The 19,300-nt window shown below is 75.5% G+C and carries 7 protein-coding genes; all 7 read left to right on the top strand.

Going from position 1 to position 19,300, the window contains the following annotated elements; translation table 11 throughout:
- Positions 1-216: bifunctional ornithine acetyltransferase/N-acetylglutamate synthase (locus IF61_RS0124115; protein WP_030368610.1), on the top strand; the 216-nt coding region annotated here is incomplete at its 5' end.
- The gene (argB, locus tag IF61_RS0124110; protein WP_030368609.1) at positions 213-1,103 is read left to right on the top strand and encodes an acetylglutamate kinase; all 891 of its coding nucleotides are present in this window, start codon (positions 213-215) and stop codon (positions 1,101-1,103) included. The genes IF61_RS0124115 and argB, both read left to right, overlap by 4 nt.
- On the top strand, positions 1,100-2,317 hold the full coding sequence (locus IF61_RS0124105; protein WP_030368608.1) for an acetylornithine transaminase: 1,218 nt from the start codon (positions 1,100-1,102) through the stop codon (positions 2,315-2,317). The genes argB and IF61_RS0124105 overlap by 4 nt, the downstream gene beginning before the upstream one ends.
- 82 nt (positions 2,318-2,399) lie before the next feature.
- Positions 2,400-3,845, top strand: coding sequence for a lysine N(6)-hydroxylase/L-ornithine N(5)-oxygenase family protein (locus IF61_RS0124100; protein WP_078660445.1), 1,446 nt, complete (start codon positions 2,400-2,402; stop codon positions 3,843-3,845).
- A 445-nt stretch (positions 3,846-4,290) separates the two neighbouring features.
- A complete protein-coding gene (locus tag IF61_RS0124095; RefSeq protein ID WP_030368606.1) occupies positions 4,291-4,527 on the top strand; it encodes a phosphopantetheine-binding protein in 237 nt (78 codons plus the stop codon).
- Positions 4,528-4,577: 50 nt separating this feature from the next.
- Positions 4,578-5,555, top strand: a complete 978-nt coding sequence (locus IF61_RS0124090; RefSeq protein WP_030368605.1) for an ABC transporter substrate-binding protein — start codon at positions 4,578-4,580, stop codon at positions 5,553-5,555.
- Between the two features lie 67 nt (positions 5,556-5,622).
- On the top strand, positions 5,623-18,945 hold the full coding sequence (locus tag IF61_RS33510) for a non-ribosomal peptide synthetase (RefSeq protein ID WP_052392979.1): 13,323 nt from the start codon (positions 5,623-5,625) through the stop codon (positions 18,943-18,945).
- Positions 18,946-19,300: the final 355 nt, after the last annotated feature.

Below are 19,300 nucleotides of genomic sequence, written 5' to 3'. Positions count from 1 at the left end.
TCCGCGGCTTTCGACCCCGACAAGCTCAACGTGGCCATCAACGGCGTCTGGGTCTGCCGCAACGGCTCCGTCGGCGACGACCGCGACCTCGTCGACATGAGCCCCCGCGAAGTGCACATCGTCGCCGACCTCGCGGCCGGCACCCGGACGGCGACCGTCCGGACCAACGACCTCACCGCCGACTACGTCCACGAGAACAGCGCGTACTCCTCATGAACAGCAAAGCCCGTACCGTCATCGAAGCGCTGCCCTGGCTCCGGCGCTTCCACGGCAAGACCGTCGTCATCAAGTTCGGCGGCAACGCCATGGTCGACGAGGACCTCAAGGCCGCCTTCGCCCAGGACGTCGTCTCCCTGCGGTACGCGGGGCTGCGCCCCGTGGTCGTGCACGGCGGCGGCCCGCAGATCAGTGCCCAGCTGGACCGGCTGGGTATCGCGTCGGAGTTCAAGGCCGGCCTGCGCGTCACCACGCCCGAGGCCATGGACGTCGTCCGCATGGTCCTCGCCGGGCAGGTGCAGCGCGAACTCGTGGGCCTGATCAACCGTCACGGGCCGTTCGCCGTCGGGCTGACGGGCGAGGACGCCCACACCATGACCGCCGTGCGGAGGATGGCCGAGGTGGACGGCGAGCCCGTGGACATCGGGCTGGTCGGCGACATCGTGGCGGTGGATCCGGAGACCGTGGAGGCGCTGCTCGGCTGCGGCCGCATCCCCGTCGTCTCGCCCGTCGCGCGCGGTGCCGGCGGCGAGATCTACAACATCAACGCCGACCTGGCCGCGGCCGCCCTCGCCGAGGCGTTGCGCGCCGAGAAGCTGATCGTCCTCACCGACGTCGAGGGTCTGTACGCGGACTGGCCGCACAGCACGGACGTCATCCACAGTCTGACCGTAAGTCAGCTGCAGGCGCTGCTGCCGGGTCTGGCGAGCGGCATGGTGCCGAAGATGGAGGGCTGCCTGCGGGCGGTCCGCGCGGGCGTGGGAACGGCGCACGTCCTGGACGGGCGGGTCCCCCACTCCCTGCTGCTGGAGGTCTTCACGGGCGGGGGCGTCGGCACGGCCGTCGTCCCGGACCCGGCCGTGGTCCCGGAGCGGGTGCCCGCATGAGCGCACGACAGGACCCGGCACCGGCCGGACGCGGCGGCGTCGCGCTGAGGGAACGCTGGCGGGGCGCGCTGATGGACACGTACGGCACGCCTCCGCTGGCGCTGGTGCGCGGCGAAGGGGCGACGGTCCAGGACGCGGACGGCCGGACGTACCTCGACCTCGTCGGCGGCATCGCCGTCAACGCCCTCGGCCACGGGCACCCCGCGGTCGTCCGGGCGGTCTCGGAGCAGATCGCCGCCCTCGGGCACGTGTCCAACCTCTACGCGGCCGAGCCGCCCGTACGGCTGGCCGAGCGGCTGCTGGAACTGTCCGGCCGCGACGGGCGGGTGTTCTTCTCCAACTCGGGCGCGGAGGCCGTCGAAGCGGCCTTCAAGATCGCGCGACGGACCGGGCGCACCCGGATGGTGGCCGCGGCCGGCGGGTTCCACGGCCGCACGATGGGGGCGCTGGCCCTCACCGGCCAGCCCGCCAAGCAGGACCCCTTCCTGCCCCTGCCCGGCGAGGTGACGCACGTGCCGTACGGGGACGTGGCGGCGCTGCGGGCCGCGGTGGACGAGCGGACGGCCGCGGTCGTCCTGGAACCCGTACAGGGCGAGAACGGCGTGGTGCCCGCGCCACCGGGCTATCTGCGGGCGGCCCGGGAGATCACCGGAGCCGCCGGGGCTCTGCTCGTTCTGGACGAGGTCCAGACGGGCATCGGGAGGACCGGGCACTGGTTCGCCCACCAGGCCGCGGGGGTGGAACCGGACGTCGTGACCCTCGCGAAGGGGCTCGGCGGCGGACTGCCCATCGGGGCCACGGTGGCCTTCGGGCGCGCCGCCGGGCTGCTGACGCCGGGTCAGCACGGCTCCACGTTCGGGGGCAACCCGGTGGCGTGCGCGGCGGCCCTGGCCGTCCTCGCGACGATCGAGGCCGACGGCCTGCTGGGGCACGTCCTGCGCGTGGGGGAGCGGCTGCGGGCCGGCATCGGGGCCACGGGCCATCCGCTGCTGCGCGAGGTGCGGGGAGCGGGGCTGCTGCTGGGCGTGGTCCTCACCGCGCCGGTGGCCGCGCGTGCGCAGCAAGCCGCGCTGGAGGCGGGCTTCCTGGTGAACGCGGCGGCCCCGGACGTGCTGCGGCTCGCTCCTCCGCTCATTCTGAGCGAGGAGCAAGTCGACGCGTTCGCGGGGGAGTTGCCGCGCATCCTGGACGCCGCCGGAACTGACGGAACTTGACAGTCCACCTGGCTGAAAAGTTAGGTTAGGCTAACCTAAGCATTCACGTTCTTGGGCTGTCCGCAGCCACGAAAGGATGAGCATGTCGGTACGGCGCGGGGACTCCGCACACACGGGGTGCGGCCCCATCGAGGACCTGGTCGGCATAGGCTTCGGCCCCGCCAACCTGGCCCTCGCCATCGCGATCGACGACCACAACCGCCGTAACCCCGGCAGCGGGATCCACGCGGGATTCCTGGAGCGCCAGGAGAGCTTCGGCTGGCACCGCGGCATGCTCATCGAGGGCGCCACCATGCAGGTGTCCTTCCTCAAGGACCTCGTCACCATGCGGGACCCCGGCAGCCGCTTCTCCTTCCTGCACTACCTGCAGGAGCACGGCCGGCTCGCCGACTTCATCAACCAGAAGACGTTCTTCCCCACGCGGGTCGAGTTCCACGACTACTTCGACTGGTGCGCCGCCGAGTTCGCCTCCGCCGTGGACTACGGCCGGGCCGCCGTCGCCCTGCACCCCGTACGGGACGACGACGGGGTCACGGAGTACCTGGACGTCGTCTCCCGCGCCGTGCACGACGTCGCCGACGAGAGCGTCCGCCGCACGCGCAACGTCGTCCTCGGCACCGGCCTGACCCCGCGCCTCCCCGACGGCGTCACCGCCGGCCCGCACGTGTGGCACAACCGCGACCTGCTCTTCCGCGCGGCCGGGCTCACCGGCACGCCGCACCGCCGCTTCGTCGTCGTCGGCGCCGGCCAGTCCGCCGCCGAGAGCGCCGAATACCTCCACCGCACCTTCCCCGGCGCCGAGGTCTGCGCCGTCTTCTCGCGCTACGGCTACAGCCCCGCCGACGACAGCCCCTACGCCAACCGCATCTTCGACCCCGCCGCCGTCGACCACTTCTACGACGCGCCCGAGGACGTCAAGCAGGCCCTCCTCGGCTACCACGCCAACACCAACTACTCCGTGGTCGACGGAGAACTGATCGAACAGCTCTACCGCACCGCGTACCAGGAGAAGGTCCAGGGCCGCGAGCGGCTGCGCATCCTCAACACCAGCCGGCTCACCGCCGTCGAGGACATCCCTGGTGGGGCCCGGGCCGTGATCCGCTCCCTCGCCACGGGCGAGGACCTCACCCTCGACTGCGACGCCGTCGTCCTCGCCACCGGCTACCGGCCCGCCGACCCGGGCGAACTCCTCGGCGACCTCGCCGGAGAATGCCTGACGGACGGTCAAGGGCGGCTCCGCATCGACCGCGACCACCGCGTCCTGACCACCGGGCGCGTCCGCGCCGGCATCTACCTCCAGGGCGGCGGCACCGAGCACACGCACGGCATCACCTCGACCCTGCTGTCCACGCTCGCGGTCCGCTCGGGGCAGATCTGCGACTCGCTGGTCCTGGGCCGCACCGAGCGGGACGTCCTCGCGGACGGCGGTGCGGGGGTCCTGGCGGACGGCGGTGCCGGTGTCCCGGCGGACGAGGGTTCCCGGGCGGCCGGGGCGTCCGCCGACGAATTGGCAGTCCAAGTCGGCTGAGGCGCGGGACCGGAGCGGCTCGTGGGGGGGCGGCCCGGCATGGCGGGGCCGTCCCCCATCCGGCCCCGCCGATCCGGGCGGCCCGGCCGCGGCATCCGCCTCCGCCGCAACGGTGATCAGCCTGTGCGGCGCGGACCGGCGGTGCCGGACAGGCCAGTGCGGGTCGGAAACCGCCGGGATCCGCCGTCGTGGTCGCGCGCCGCTGCGACGGAGGGACCGCCGGGGCGGCGCCGAAGCACCTGCCCGCCCGCCTGCGCCCGGGGTCGGCCCGGAGCTCCGGGCGCCGACCACGGCCGCCGCCACGACCGCCCCGCCCATCCGCGCTGAACCGGCTCGCGCCACCCCGACCGCCCTAGGCCCTGCCCGACCCGTACCCCCTCCGCGAAGCCGCCCGTACGCCCGCCGTCCCTCTTCCTGTCTTCCTGTCTCTCCCGAAGGGATCCCCATGCCCTCCCCGTCCCTCTCCCTCGACTCCGTTCGTCTCGACGTCGCCGCCGTGCTCGGCGAGGAGCCCGCCGACGTGTCCGTCGACGAGAACCTGCAGGACCTCGGCCTCGACTCCATCCGCGTCATGACCCTCGTCGAGCGGTGGCGCGCCGCCGGCAACCGCGTCGAGTTCGCCGAACTCATCGAGGCGACCCCCACCATCCGCGGCTGGCACGCGCACCTGACCGCCGCCTGAACCACACCCACCCGCCCCCTTCACCCACCGCACCACCCCCGAGGAGAGCCATGAACACCCGTGCCGCCCGCGGCCGTACCGCCGCCGCACTCGCCGGCGCCACCGCACTGCTGACCCTGACCGCGTGCGGCGGGAACGGCTCGGGCGGCTCCGAGGCCGCGGGCGGCAAGGGCGCCGGGGGCCGGGTGATCGAGGCGAGCAACGGCAAGGTCACCGTGCCCGCCGGCGCCAAGCGCATCGTCAGCATCTCCTACGCCACGGGCGCGCTCCTCGACCTCGGCGTCGAGCCCGTCGGCACCAGCGCCATCGACGAGAACAACCCCATGGAGCTGCTGCCCTCGCAGACCGAGCGGGCCAAGAAGATCACCTCGATCGGCTCGGGCATCGAGACCAACATCGAGAAGGTCGCCTCCCTCAAGCCCGACCTGATCGTCGTCGAGGGCGCCGCCGCCTTCGACTGGAACGTCAAGAAGCTCGAAGGCATCGCGCCCACGCTCTACTTCGGCATCAAGACCCCCGTCGACCTGCTCAACGCACAGGAGAAGATCGCCCGGGCCGTCGGCAAGGAGGACGTCTTCACCAAGCTGAAGACCGACTACCGGCAGAAGGCCGACCAGATCAAGAACACGTACAAGGACAAGCTCAAGAACGTGAACTGGGCCGTCGCCTCCTCCTACGGCAACGGCGAGTTCATCGTCGACACCCGCACGTCGTGGGTGGGCCGCGTCCTCGCCGATGCCGGCGCCAAGTTCGCCAAGGCGTCCGACGACGGCAAGGAGCACGAGGTGACGTACTCCCAGGAGAAGACCGATGTCCTGTCGGACGCCGACGTGATCCTCGTGCCGCGCATGTTCGCCACCGGTGAGGTGCCCAAGGAGGTCAAGGAGCTCCAGGACAAGCCCTCCTGGAAGCTGCTGAAGGCATCCAAGGACAACCACGTCCTGCCGGTCACCTACGCCACCACCGACCGCTACGGCACGTCCCTCGACGTCCTCGGCCAGATCGAGAAGATCCTCAAGGGCCTGTAGCCCGGCCGTCCGCAGCCACTCCCACCGCACTCCCTCCCCGTACCACGAACGACCCGGAAGGCCCGGCATGTCAGAGGTGACCAGCGACGCAGGACGGATCCTGGAGCTCACGCGAGCCCAGGAGGGAGTGCTGGCGGCGCAGCGGATCGACCCCGGCAACCCCAGTTACAACGTCGGCCAGTACGTGGAACTCCGGGGCGCGGTGGACGCCGACGCCCTGGAGGAAGCCCTGCGGCGCACCCTCGCCGAGGCCGACGGCCTGCACGTCCGGCTCGCCGGGCACGACGGCCGCACCGTGCTCCGCCCGGTCCCCTTCGACGCCGCGGCCTGGCACCTGCCCCGCCTCGACACCACCGGAGCCGCGTCGCCGGTCGACGCGGCCGTCGCCCTCGTCCGCGACCAGCTCGCCTGCCCGCCGCGCCTGGAGCCCACCGAAGGCTCCGGCGCGGCCCCGGCCCTGACCGGCTCCCTGCTGGTCACCGTTGCCCCCGGCCACCACCTGTGGTTCCAGTACTTCCACCACCTCGTCGTCGACGGCTACAGCGTCGCCCTCTTCACCCGCCGCGTCGCCGCCGTCTACACCGCCCTCGTCCGCGGCGAGGACGTGCCCGCCTCGCCGTTCGAGCCCGCGGCCCGGCTGGCCGACGCCGACGCCGCGTACCTCGCCTCCGGCAAGCCCGGCACGGACCGCGCCTACTGGACCGAACGGCACACCGGCCGCCCCCGCGGCACCGGCCTGACCGAGCAGACCGCGCAGGCCTCCCGGACCTCCCTGCGCTACCGCACGAGCCTCGGCGCCGAGCGCTCCGCCGCCGTCCTGGCCTGCGCGTCCGCCGTCCGCGGCACCTGGGCCGAGGCCGCCACCGCCGCCGTGGCCGGCTACCTGCACCGCATGACCGGCACCACCGACGCCGTCCTCGGCATGCACTTCATGGCCCGCAGCGCGCCCGGCACCATGCGCGTCCCCGGCATGGCCGTCAACGTGCTGCCCGTCCGCCTCTCCGTCCAGGGCACGGACACCTTCCCGGACCTGATCCGGCGTGCCGCGGGCGAGCTCAAGGACGCCCGCCGCCACCAGCACTACCGCGGCGAGGACATCCGGCGCGACCTCGGCCTCGTCGGCAGCGACGACCGGCTCCACGGGCCGATGCTCAACCTCAAGCCCTTCGACCTCGACCTCGACTTCGCCGGCGTCCCCGGGCACACCGTCAACCTCGCCTCCGGGCCCGTCGAGGACCTGTCCGTGTCGGTCAGCAAGAGCCCCGACGACGTCCTCCACCTCGAATTCGACGCCAACCCCGCCCTGTACGACGCCGCCGCGCTCGCCGCGCACGCCGAGCGGTGCACCGACCTCATGGGCCGGCTCGCCGCCGACCCGGAGCTCACCCTCGGCCAGGCGCAGCTCCTCGCCGACGGCGAGCGCGAGGACGTCCTGCGCACCTGGAACGCCACCGGCCGCGACGTCGCCCCCGCCACCCTGCCCGGCCTCATCGCCGAACGGGCCGCGGCCACGCCCGATGCCACCGCCGTCGTCTTCGAGGACGAGCACCTCACCTACCGCGAACTCGACGCGCGGGCCGGCGCGCTGGCCCGTAGGCTCACCGCCGCCGGCGCGGGCCGGGACACCGTCGTCGCCGTCGCCGTGCCGCGCTCCGCCGGGCTCATGGTCGCCCTCCTCGGCGTCCTCAAGTCCGGCTCCGCCTACCTGCCGCTGGACACCGGCTACCCGGCCGAGCGGCTCGCCACCATGGTCGAGGACGCGGCCCCGGTGCGGGTCGTCACCGTGCCCGCCGTGCTCGGCAGCCTGCCGCAGGCCGCCCGGGACGCGGCGCTCCTGCTGGACGACGCGAGCGGTGACGTCGCCGGCGCCGAGGCCACCGCCCCCGCCCCCGACGACCCCGCCTACGTCATCTTCACCTCCGGCTCCACCGGCCGCCCCAAGGGCGTCGTCGTCACCCACCGCGCCATCGTCAACCGCCTCGCCTGGATGCAGCACGCCCACCGGCTGCGCCCGGACGACCGCGTCCTGCAGAAGACGCCCGCCAGCTTCGACGTCTCCGTCTGGGAGTTCTTCTGGGCGCTGTGCGAGGGCGCCACCGTCGTCCTCGCCCGCCCCGAAGGCCACAAAGACGCCGCCTACCTGGCCCGCCTCGTCGCCGAACAGCGCGTCACCACCCTCCACTTCGTGCCGTCCATGCTCCGCGCCTTCCTGGAGGAGCCCACGGTCGCCGAGGCCTGCGCCGGGCTGCGGCGGGTCTTCTGTTCCGGCGAGGCCCTGCCCGGCGATGTCGTCGACCGCTGGTACGCGGCGCTGCCGGCCGTGCCCCTGCACAACCTGTACGGGCCGACCGAGGCCGCCGTCGACGTCACGTACCACCGGACCGAGGCCGGCTCCGGCGTCGTACCGATCGGGCGGCCGGTGTGGAACACGCGCCTGTACGTGCTGGACGCGGCGCTGCGGCCCGTGCCGGTGGGCGTGCCGGGCGAGCTGTACCTGGCCGGTGACCAGCTCGCCCGCGGCTACCTCGGCCGCCCCGGCCTGACCGCCTCCCGCTTCGTCGCCAGCCCCCACGACGGCGACGGCGCGCGCATGTACCGCACCGGCGACCTCGTCCGGTGGGCCCCCGGCGGCGTCGTCGAATACCTGGGCCGCACCGACGACCAGGTCAAGGTGCGGGGCTTCCGCATCGAACTCGGCGAGATCGAGGCCGCGCTGGAGGCCCTGCCCGGCGTCGCCCAGGCCGCCGTCACCGCCCGCGAGACCACGCCCGGCGGGCCGCGCCGCCTCGTCGGCTACGCCGTTCCCGCCGCGGGCGCCGCCCCCGACGCCGAGGAGCTGCGCACCGGGCTGGCCGCGACGCTGCCCGAGCACATGGTCCCGCCCGTGGTCGTCCTCCTGGACGCCCTGCCGCTGAGCCTCAACGGCAAGCTCGACCGCAAGGCCCTGCCCGAGCCCGCCCCCGCGGCCGCCACGGCCTCGCGGGCGCCGCGCACGGAGGCCGAGCGGGTGCTCGCCGCGCTCGTCGCCGACATCCTCGGCCTGGACGCCGCCGGCCCCGACGACAACTTCTTCTCCCTCGGCGGCGACAGCATCTCCGCCATCCAGCTCGGCAGCCGCGCCCGCCAGGCCGGCTGGGGCATCACGCCCCGCGTGGTCTTCGAGCGCAAGACGATCGCCGCGGTGGCGGCGGTCGCCGAACGCCTCGGTGGCGGTGCCGCCGCCGACCTCCGCGAGGACGCGGAGGGCATGCTGCCGCCCACGCCCATCACGGAGTGGCTCCGCGAACGCGGCGGCCCGATCCGCGGCTTCGCCCAGACCACGGCCGTCACGGTCCCGGCCGACCTCGACCCGGACCGCCTCGCGGCGGCCCTCGCCGCCCTGACACGGCATCATGACGCGCTCCGGCTGCGGCTGATACCGGGCGGCGCCCAGGGCACCGAAGGGGCGCAGGAGGCCCGCGATACCCGTGGCCCGGGCGCACCGGCCACCGTCGGCGGCGGTCCGGCGTCGACCGACGGCCGGTCCGGTGCCGGTACGGAGCCCGCCTCCGCGGGCGATGCCGCCGCACTCCGCGGTCCGGCGCCGGAGCCGTCCGCTGCCGCCCACCCCGGCACAGGCCCCTTCGGCGGCATCCGTGACGGAGTTGCCGCCGGGCCGGAATCCGCCGCACGCGGTGACCTCACCTGGGCGCCGCCCGGTGCTGATCGCGCGCATGCCGGCTCCTCCGGGGGCCGCCGTGGCCGGGCCGTCGCCGACCCGCAGCCCGCCCCGTTCGCTGCCGACCGCACCGGCTCCGGTGGCTACGGCGGCTTCGACGGCGCCTCGGACGCCGGGGACTGGGCCGCCGAGATCTTCCCCGCTGCCTCCGTGCCGCAGCCTGCCCCATTCGCTGCCGATCGCACCGACTCCGGCGGCTACGGCGGCTTCGACCGCGCCCCCGGTGACGCCACGCGCCGCGCCGGCCTTGTCGGCGCGCCCGCCGCGGGCCTCCCCGCGGCAGCCGGTCGTGAGTACGACGCTGCCGACGGGTTCCAGCCCGTCGCCCCCGGCACGGGTTCCCGCGGCTTCGGCGGCGCCCCCGGCGCCGGCGACTGGGCCACCGAGATCCTCCCCGCCGGCGCCCGCCCCGCCGTCACCCTCCACCGCGCCGACCTCACCCGTACGGCCGTCGGCGGCATCGACGCCGCCGTCGACCGCGAGCGCCGCGCCGCCGCCGGCCGGCTCGACCCCGCCGCCGGGGCCGTCCTCGCCGCCACCTGGTGCGACCTGGGCCCCGGCACCCCCGGGCGGCTCGTGCTCGCCGTGCACCACCTCGCCGTCGACGGCGTCTCGTGGCGCATCCTGCTGCCCGACCTGCGCGCCGCCTACGAAGGCCGCGAGCTCGCCCCCGCCGGCACCCCGCTGCGCCGCTGGGCCCGCGGTCTGAACGCCGCCGCCACCAGCGACGCCGTCCGCGCCCAGCTGCCGCTCTGGCGGGAGATCCTCGCCCCGGGGGCGGGGCCCCTGCTCGGGGAGCGGGCCGTCGACCCGGCCCGGGACACCGCCGCCACGAGCCGCACCCTCCGCCTCACCCTGCCCGCCGAGCGCACCGCGCCGCTCCTCGACCGCGTGCCCGCCACCCGGCGCGCGGGCGTCGACCACGTGCTGCTCACCGGGCTCGCCCTCGCCTTCGCGGGCCGCCGGCGCGACCTGCTGATCCGCATGGAGGGCCACGGCCGCCAGGACCACCTGGTGCCCGGCGCCGACACCGCCCGCACCGTCGGCTGGCTCACCAGCGAGTTCCCCGTACGCCTGGACCTCGACGGCATCGGCGAGGATCCGGTCCGGGCCCTCGCCCGCGTCAAGGAGCAGCTGCGGTCGCTGCCCGACGACGGCACCGGCTACGGCCTGCTGCGCCACCTCGACCCCGAGGCGCGCGCCGGGCTCGCGGGCGCCCCCGCCCCGCAGCTGCTCTTCAACTATCTCGGCCGGTTCACGTCCGACGACAGCCTCTGGAGCGCCGCCGGTGACGCCATCGCGGCGACCGCGGACCCCGCCATGCCCGCCCTCCACGCCCTGGAGATCGGCGCGTTCGTCCACGACCGGCCCGCGGGCCCCGAGCTCACCGCCGTCCTGACCTGGCCGGAGGGCGTCCTCACCGAAGACGCCGTGCGCGACGTCGCGGACCGCTGGTTCCGCGCCCTCGACAACCTGACCGCCCACGCCGCGCGCCCCGGCGCCGGCGGGCTCACCCCTTCCGACGTGCCGCTCGCCGGCCTCGGCCAGGACGCCCTCGACCGCCTCCAGGCCGCGCGCCCCGGCACTGAGGACGCCCTGCCGCTCTCCCCGCTCCAGGACGGGCTCCTCTTCCACTCCCTCTACGAGACCGCCGCCGACGACCTGTACACCTCCGTCACCGGCCTGGACCTCACCGGCCCGCTCGACGAGGCCGCCCTGCGCCGCGCCGTCGACGCCGTCGTGGCCCGCCACCCCGCCCTGCGCGCCGGCTTCGACCACACGAGCGCCGACCGCCCCCTGCAGACGATCGCCGGCCGGGCCGGCGTCCCCTGGACCGTGCACGACCTCACCGGCACCCCGGCCGACGCCCTCGACGCGGCCGTCGACGCCGCCGAGACTGCCGAGGCCACCGCGCCCTTCGACCTCACCCGGCCGCCCCTCCTGCGCTGCGCCCTGCTGCGCCTGGGCGACGAGCGGCACCGCCTCGTCCTGACCCGCCATCACATCGTGATGGACGGCTGGTCCACGCCCGTCGTGCTGCGCGAGATCATCAGCGCGTACGCGGCCGGCGGCGACGCCTCCGCCCTGCCGCCCGCCGCCTCGTACGCCGACCACCTCGCCTGGCTGGCCCGCCAGGACGAGACGGCGCACGCCGCCGCCTGGGCCGGAGCCCTGGACGGCCTGACGGCGCCCACCCTGCTCGCCGGGACCCTGGCCCACGAGGCCACGGCCGGGACGGGCGCCCGCGCCGGCGAGGTGGACCTGCCGCTGCCCGCGGACACCGTCACCGCCCTCACCGGGCTCGCCCGCAGCCACGGCCTGACCCTCAACACCCTCGTGCAGGGCGCCTGGGCCGTCCTGCTGAGCCGCCTCACCGGCCGCACGGACGTCGTCTTCGGCGCAACCGTCTCCGGCCGCCCCGCCGACGTGCCCGGCGTCGAGTCGATCGTCGGCCTGTTCAGCAACACCGTCCCCGTCCGCTTCACCCTGGACGAGGACGAGACCGTAGCCGCCGCACTGGCCCGCCTCCAGGAACAGCAGGCGCGGCTCCTCGACCACCAGTACGCGGGCCTCGCCGGCATCCAGGCCCGGGCCGGGCTCGGCACGCTCTTCGACACCCTCCTCGTCTTCGAGAACTACCCCGTCGACCCCGACGAGCTCACCGCCCCCGACCCCGCGGGCCGCCCCGGCCGCCTGCGCGTCACCGGCATCGGCAACCGCGGCGCCACCCACTACCCGCTGACCGTCCTCACCCTCCCCGGCGACGCGCCGCGCATCACCGTCGAGTACCGCCCGGACACCTTCACCGCCGACCGGGCCGCCGACCTCGGCCACCGCCTGCTGCGCCTGCTCGCCGCCATGGCCGCCCGCCCCGAGGCCGGCATCGGCTCCCTCGACATCCTGGACCCGGCCGAGCGCCGCACCCTCCTGCACACCTGGAACGCCACCGCACGCGACGTGCCCGAAGGCACCGTTGTCGACGCCTTCGAAGCCCGGGCGGCCGCGACCCCCGGCGACACCGCCGTCGTCTGCGGCGCCACGCGCTGGAGCTACGCCGAACTCGACGCCCGCGCCGACGTGTTCGCACGCCGCCTCGCCGCCCTCGGCGCGGGCCCGGACACGGTCGTGGCCCTGGCCCTGCCCCGCTCGGCCGACCTCGTCGCCGCCGTCCTCGGCACCCTGAAGGCAGGCGCCGCCTACCTGCCCGTGGACCTCGACCACCCCGCCGAGCGCGTCGCCCTCATGCTGGAGGACGCCGCCCCCCTCGCCGTCCTGACGACCCGTCCGGCCGCCGGGCTCCTGCCGGCCCTGACCGGCGACGGCCTCACGACGCTGTACGCGGAGGACGCCGCGGACGACACGGCGGACGTCACGCCGGCGCGGCCCGCCCCCGGCGACCTCGCCTACGTCATCTTCACCTCCGGCTCCACCGGCCGCCCCAAGGGCGTCCAGGTGCCCCACCGCGGCCTGGTCAACATGCTCGACCACCACCGCTCCACCGTCTTCGCCCGCGCCGTCGAGGCCGCCGGCGGCCGCCGCCTGCGCGCCGCGCACACCGCCTCGTTCTCCTTCGACTCCTCCTGGGAACAGCTCCTGTGGCTCATCTGCGGCCACGAACTCCACGTCTACGACGAGGAGCTGCGCCGCGACCCGCAGGCCCTGGCCGCCCGGCTGCGCGCCGACCGCATCGACACCCTCGACGTCACCCCGTCCTTCGGCCGGCAACTCGTCGAATGCGGCCTGCTGGACGACAGCGGCGACGGCCACCGCCCCATCCTCTTCCTCCTCGGCGGCGAAGCCGTCGACGACGCCCTCTGGACGCGGATCCGCGAGACCGAAGGCGTCATCGGCCACAACTTCTACGGCCCCACCGAGTACACCGTCGACACCCTCGGCGCGGCCCTCGACGACAGCCCCTCCCCGTCCGTGGGCCGGCCCATCGCCAACACCCGCGTCCACGTCCTCGACGCCCGCCTGCGGCCCGTACCCGCCGGCGTGCCCGGCGAACTGTACATCGCCGGCCCCGGCCTGGCCCGCGGCTACGGCAACCGGCCCGCGCTGACCGCCTCCCGCTTCGTCGCCGACCCGTTCTCCGGCAGCGGCGAGCGCATGTACCGCACCGGCGACGTCGTCCGGTGGCGCGCCGACGGCACCCTGGACTACCTCGGCCGCGACGACGACCAGGTCAAGATCCGCGGCTTCCGCGTCGAGGCCGGCGAGGTCGAGGCGGCCCTCACCGCCCTGGAGACCGTCTCCGCCGCCGCCGTCCTGGCCGGCGCGACCGACACGGGCGTCAAGCGCCTCGTCGCCTACGTCGTCCCCGCGCCCGGCGCCGTCGCCGACCCCGCCGCGCTGCGGGCCGCGCTCGCCGCGCACCTGCCCGAGTACATGGTCCCGTCCGCCGTCGTCGTCCTCGCCGCCCTGCCCCTCAACGTCAACGGCAAGCTCGACCGGCAGGCCCTCCCCGAGCCCGGCGCCGCCGACTTCGCCGGCACCGGCGGACGCGCCCCGCGCGACGAGCGCGAGGCCCTGGTGTGCGGCGCCTTCGCCGGCGTCCTCGGCCTGCCGGCCGTCGGCGCCGACGACGACTTCTTCGCTCTCGGCGGCCACTCCCTGCTCGCCACCCGCCTCGCCGGCCGCATCCGCACCGCCCTGCAGGCCGACGTCACGGTCCGCGACCTGTTCGAGGCCCGCACCCCGGCCGCCCTCGCACGACGGCTGCAGGACACCGGCCCCGGCCGCTCCGGCCCCGCCGCCCGCCCGCGCCCGCAGTCCCCGCAGGAGCTGCCGCTGTCGCCCGCCCAGGCCCGGCTGTGGTTCCTCCACCAGCTCGAAGGCCCCTCCATCGCCTACACCATCCCCTGCTCGCTGCGCATCGACGGCACCCTCGACACCGAGGCCCTCCGCTCGGCCTTCGCCGACGTCGTCGCCCGCCACGAGGCCCTACGCACGGTCTTCCCCGACACCGACGGCCGCCCGTACCAGAAGATCCTCGCCCCCGAAGACGTCCATGTCCCCTTCTCCGTAAGGGATGTGACGCCGGAGCAGCTGGACGACGCCGTCGCCGGGGCCGGCGCGTACGCCTTCGACCTCGCCGCCGAACCGCCCGTCCGCGCCACGCTCCTGAGCAGCGGCTCCGGCACCCACGTCCTGTGCGTCGCCCTCCACCACATCGCCGGCGACGAATGGTCCGAAGGCGTACTGCTGCGCGATCTCGACACCGCCTACGCGGCCCGCCGCCGCGGCGAGGCGCCCGCATGGGCCCCGCTGCCCCTGCAGTTCGCCGACCACACCCTCTGGCAGCGCCACATGCTCGCCGACCCCGCCGGCGGCGACCGCCTCACCGCGTACTGGACCGAGCGCCTCGCCGGCCTGCCCGACGAGCTGCGCCTGCCCGCCGACCGGCCCCGCCCGGCCGAGCCGAGCGGCCGCGGCGGCGCCGTCCGCCTGCGCCTGCCCGGCACCCTGCACGAGGCCCTGCGCGGCTACGCGCACCGCACCGGCGCCACCCCCTTCATGATCACCCAGGCGGCCAGTGCCCTCCTGCTCGGCGCCCTCGCCGCCACGGACGACGTGGCCCTCGGCACGCCGGTCGCCGGCCGCTCCGACGAGGCCGTCGAGAACGTCGTCGGCTTCTTCGTCAACACCCTGGTCGTGCGCCATGACCTGCGCGCTCCCGAGGGCGGCGCCGCGCTCACCTTCGACCGGCTGGTGGAGCGGGCCCGGGAGACCGTGCTCGGCGCGCTCGCCCACCAGGACCTGCCATTCGACCGCCTGGTCGAGATCGTGAGCCCCGAGCGCTCGCTCGGCCGCCACCCCCTGTTCCAGGTCATGGTCCAGCACCGCAAGGAGGCCGCAGGCCTGGACCGCCTCCTCGGAGCCCGCACCGGGCTCCTGCCCGACCCGCTGCACGCCGCCCGCTTCGACCTCGCCTTCACCTTCGTGGAGTCCGCCGACGGCACGCACACCGACCTGACGGTCATTCACGCCCAGGACCTGTACGACCGCGAGACCGCTGGCCTGCTCGGCGACCGCCTCCTGCACGTCCTCGGCCAGGCCCTCGCCGCACCCGGCCGGCCCGTGGACCGCATCGAGGTGATGAGCCCGGGCGAGAGCCGGGCCTTGGCGGGGGAGTGGAACGCCACCGGGCGCGCGGTGCCGGCCGGCACGCTCGTCACCCGCTTCGCCGACCGCCTGGCCGCCGCGCCCGAGGCCACCGCCGTCGTCTATGAGGGCCGTGCCCTCACCTACCGCGAACTCGACGCCCTCGCCGGGCGCCTGGCGCGCACGCTGGCCGCCGCCGGCGCGGGACCGGACCGCGTCGTGGCCGTCGCCGTGCCGCGCTCGGCCGAGCTGATGGTGTCCCTGCTGGCCGTGCTGAAGTCCGGCGCGGCTTACCTGCCGCTGGATCTCGACTACCCGGCCGAGCGGCTCGCGTACATGATCGAGGACGCGGCGCCGGTGTGCGTGGTCACGGTCACGGCCGAGGCGGGACGCCTCCCGGCGACGGGTGGAGTCCCGGTGGTCCTCGTGAACGAGGTGGCGGATCCCGCCTCGCAGGCCCCTGCTCCGCTGCCTGCGGCCGGAGCTGACAGCGACGCGTTCGCGGCCGGGGACCCCGGTGCGCAGGGCGCCCGGCAGGGCACCGCGCCGCTGCCTGCAGCCGGGTCCGACAGCGCCACGTGCTTCGTGGGCGAATCCGGCGGGCAGCAGGGTGCCCTGGCCGCCGCTGCCCCGCTGCCCGCAGCCGGATCCGGCCACGCCGCGTACGTCATCTACACCTCGGGTTCCACGGGCCGTCCGAAGGGCGTGGTGGTCACGCATGAGGCGGTCGTCAACCGTCTGGACTGGATGCGGGAGACGTACGGCATCGACGCGGGCGATCGGATCCTGCAGAAGACTCCGGCGAGTTTCGATGTCTCGGTGTGGGAGTTCTTCCTGCCGTTGGTCAGTGGCGCGGCTGTGGTGCTGGCTCGGCCGGGTGGTCACCGTGAGCCGGACCATCTCGCGGATCTGGCCGCTCGCTCGGGCATTACGACCGCGCATTTCGTGCCGTCGATGTTGACCGCGTTCTCGGCGGCTGCCGAGGAGGACGAGGCTATCCGTACGGGTTTCGCCGGTGTCCGTCGTGTCTTCTGCTCCGGCGAGGCGCTTCCCGCCGCGGCTGTGGACCGGTTCGCCGCGCTCTGGCCGCACATCGAGCTGCACAACCTCTACGGGCCGACCGAAGCCGCCGTCGACGTCACGTACCACCGGACGGAGCCCGGCGCGGACATCGTCCCCATCGGCCGACCGGTGTGGAACACCCGCCTGCACGTGCTGGACGCGGCCCTGCGCCCCGTACCCGTGGGCGTGCCGGGCGAGCTCTACCTCGCCGGTGTTCAGCTGGCCCGCGGTTACCTGAATCGCCCGGGGCTGACCGCCTCCCGCTTCGTGGCCGATCCGTTCTCCGGCAGTGGTGCGCGCATGTACCGCACCGGTGACCTCGTGCGCCGCCGCGCGGACGGTGCCGTGGAATACCTCGGCCGCACCGACGACCAGGTCAAGGTCCGCGGGTTCCGCATCGAACTCGGCGAGATCGAGGCCGTGCTGACCGCCCTGCCCGGCGTGGCTCAGGCCGCCGTCACCGCCCGCCCGCTCGTGCCCGGCGGTGTCCCGCAGCTCGTCGCCTACGCCGTCCCCGCCCCGGGCGCCGCCCCCGGCCCGCAGGAGCTGCGCGAGGCCCTGGCCGGGCGGCTGCCCGGGCACATGGTGCCCGCCGCCGTCACCCTGCTGGACGCGCTGCCGCTGAGCGTCAACGGCAAGCTCGACCGCAAGGCGCTCCCCGAACCGGCCCGCGCCGCCGCCCGCCCCGCCGCACCCGCCCCGGACCGCCGGGACAGCCCGGCCGCGGCCATGGCCGCGGTGTTCGCCGAGATCCTCGGCCTCCCGGACGTCGGCGAGGACGACAACTTCTTCGCCCTCGGCGGCGACAGCATTGTCTCCATCCAGCTCGTCAGCACCGCCCGCAAGGCCGGCTTCACCATCGCCGCCAAGGACGTCTTCCAGCACCCCACACCGGCCGCCCTGGCCGCCGCGGGCCGCCGAGAAGACCAGGAACCCGCCGAGGCCCCGGCGGCTCCCGCGGCCGTCGAGGACGGCGAGCTGCCGCCGCTGCCCGTCGTGCACTGGCTGCGCGAACGCGGCGGCCCCGTCGACCGGTTCAACCAGTCGGTCCTCCTCACCGTCCCCGCCGGACTGCGGCCCGAGCCGCTCCGGGAGGCCCTCGCCGACCTCGCCCGCAACCACCCCGCCCTGCGGCTCCGCCTGGACCGGACCGGCGGCCTGTGGACCCAGGAGATCCTGCCCTCCGCCGAGGCGCCCGCCGTCACCGACCCGGCGACCCTGCGCCGCGCCGACATCACCGGCCTGGACGCGACCGCCCTGCACGACCTGCTCACCAAGGAGGCCGACGCCTCCGCCGCCGCCCTCGCCCCGGACCGCGGCATCGTCCTGCGCGCCCTGTGGTGCGACGCGGGCCCCGGCGCCGGCGGAAGGCTGCTGCTCACCGTCCATCACCTGGCCGTCGACGGCGTCTCCTGGCGCATCCTCGTCCCGGAGCTCGCCGACGCCTACGCCGCCCGCGCCGCGGGCCGCGCACCCGCCCTCGAACCCGAGATGACCGGGCTGCGCGCCTGGGCATCGCAGCTGCTGCAGCACGCCCACACCCGTGCCCGTACCGCCGAAGCCGCCTACTGGCGCACCGCGCTCGCCGGGCCGCAGGCCCCGCTCTCCCGCACCGCCGCCGACCCGCGCCGCGATTCCACGGCGACCCTGCGCACCCTGCGGATGACCCTGCCCGCCGACCGCACCGAGCCCCTGCTGTCCGCCGTGCCGCAGGCCTACTCCGCCGGCGTCGACGACGTCCTGCTGGCCGGGCTGGCCCTGGCCGCCGCCGACGTCCGCAGCACCGCCGACCCCGCCCTGCCCGCCGCGCACACCGGCGCCCTGCAGATCGACCTGGAGGGCCACGGGCGCGGCGGCAGCGACACGGGCGGCCTCGCGCCGGACCTGTCGCGCACCGTCGGCTGGTTCACCACCGTCCACCCCGTCCGCCTGGACGTCAGCGGCGTGGACCTCGCCGACGCCCTGGCCGGCGGCCGGGAGGCCGGGGCCGCCCTCAAGCAGGTCAAGGAACAGCTACGGGCCGCCCCCGACCGCGGCCTCGGGTACGGGCTCCTGCGCCACCTCAACGCGCAGACGGCGCCCGCCCTGGCCGCCCTCCCCGGCTCGCAGCTGCTGTTCAACTACCGCGGCCGCACCGACCACGGCGCCGCGGCCGGGTCCCGCGCCTGGGCCCTCGCCCCGGACGCGGAACGGGCCGCGGTTGCCGAGGGCGCCGCCCCCGACGCCGCCATGCCCGTCCCGTACCCGCTGGAGATCGACGCCGTCGTCCGCTCCGGCGCGGCCGGGCGGCCCGAGCTGGCCGTCGAATGGAGCTGGCCGCAGGCCCTGTTCACCGAGGAGCAGGTCGCCGCCCTGGCCACGCGCTGGTTCGACGCCCTCGACGCGCTCGCCCGGCACGCGGCCGCGCCCGACGCGGGCGGCATCACGCCCTCGGACGTACGCCTCGTCTCCCTCGACCAGGCCCGCATCGACCGCCTGGAATCCCGTCTGCGGAGGCGGCGGTGACTGCCCACGACCTGGCCGGCGGCGGTCCGGACCAAGAGGGCCTGGTCCGTGACCGCTCGGCCGACGACCATCCGGCCGACGACCGCCCGGCCGGGGGCCGCGCCGCCTGCGACGGTCCGGTCCTGGGGCGTCCAGGCCGCGACGGCCGTGCCCAGGACGGCCCGGCCGGCCAGGCACCGGTTCACGACTGCCCGGCCCAGGGCCATGCCGTCTACGACGGTCGTGCTCAGGACTGCCTGGCTGACGGTGCCCGGCCGACGACCGCCCGGCCGAGGGCCGCGCCGCCAACGACAGTCCGGCCCGCGGCCGCTCCGGCCACCACGGCCCTCCCCAGGACCGGCCGCCGACGAGGCAC

The organism is Streptomyces roseoverticillatus (assembly GCF_000719265.1).
In the GTDB taxonomy this organism is placed as follows: domain Bacteria; phylum Actinomycetota; class Actinomycetes; order Streptomycetales; family Streptomycetaceae; genus Streptomyces; species Streptomyces roseoverticillatus.
Note: the sequence above shows the minus strand (reverse complement) of the source record. Positions and strands in the feature narration are given on the sequence as shown.

What these genes read in the sequence shown, in the direction of transcription:
- argB (WP_030368609.1), top strand. Translation starts at nt 213, where the DNA reads ATGAACAGCAAAGCCCGTACCGTCATCGAAGCGCTGCCCTGGCTCCGG.
- IF61_RS0124105 (WP_030368608.1), top strand. Translation starts at nt 1,100, where the DNA reads ATGAGCGCACGACAGGACCCGGCACCGGCCGGACGCGGCGGCGTCGCG.
- IF61_RS0124100 (WP_078660445.1), top strand. Translation starts at nt 2,400, where the DNA reads ATGTCGGTACGGCGCGGGGACTCCGCACACACGGGGTGCGGCCCCATC.
- IF61_RS0124095 (WP_030368606.1), top strand. Translation starts at nt 4,291, where the DNA reads ATGCCCTCCCCGTCCCTCTCCCTCGACTCCGTTCGTCTCGACGTCGCC.
- IF61_RS0124090 (WP_030368605.1), top strand. Translation starts at nt 4,578, where the DNA reads ATGAACACCCGTGCCGCCCGCGGCCGTACCGCCGCCGCACTCGCCGGC.
- IF61_RS33510 (WP_052392979.1), top strand. Translation starts at nt 5,623, where the DNA reads ATGTCAGAGGTGACCAGCGACGCAGGACGGATCCTGGAGCTCACGCGA.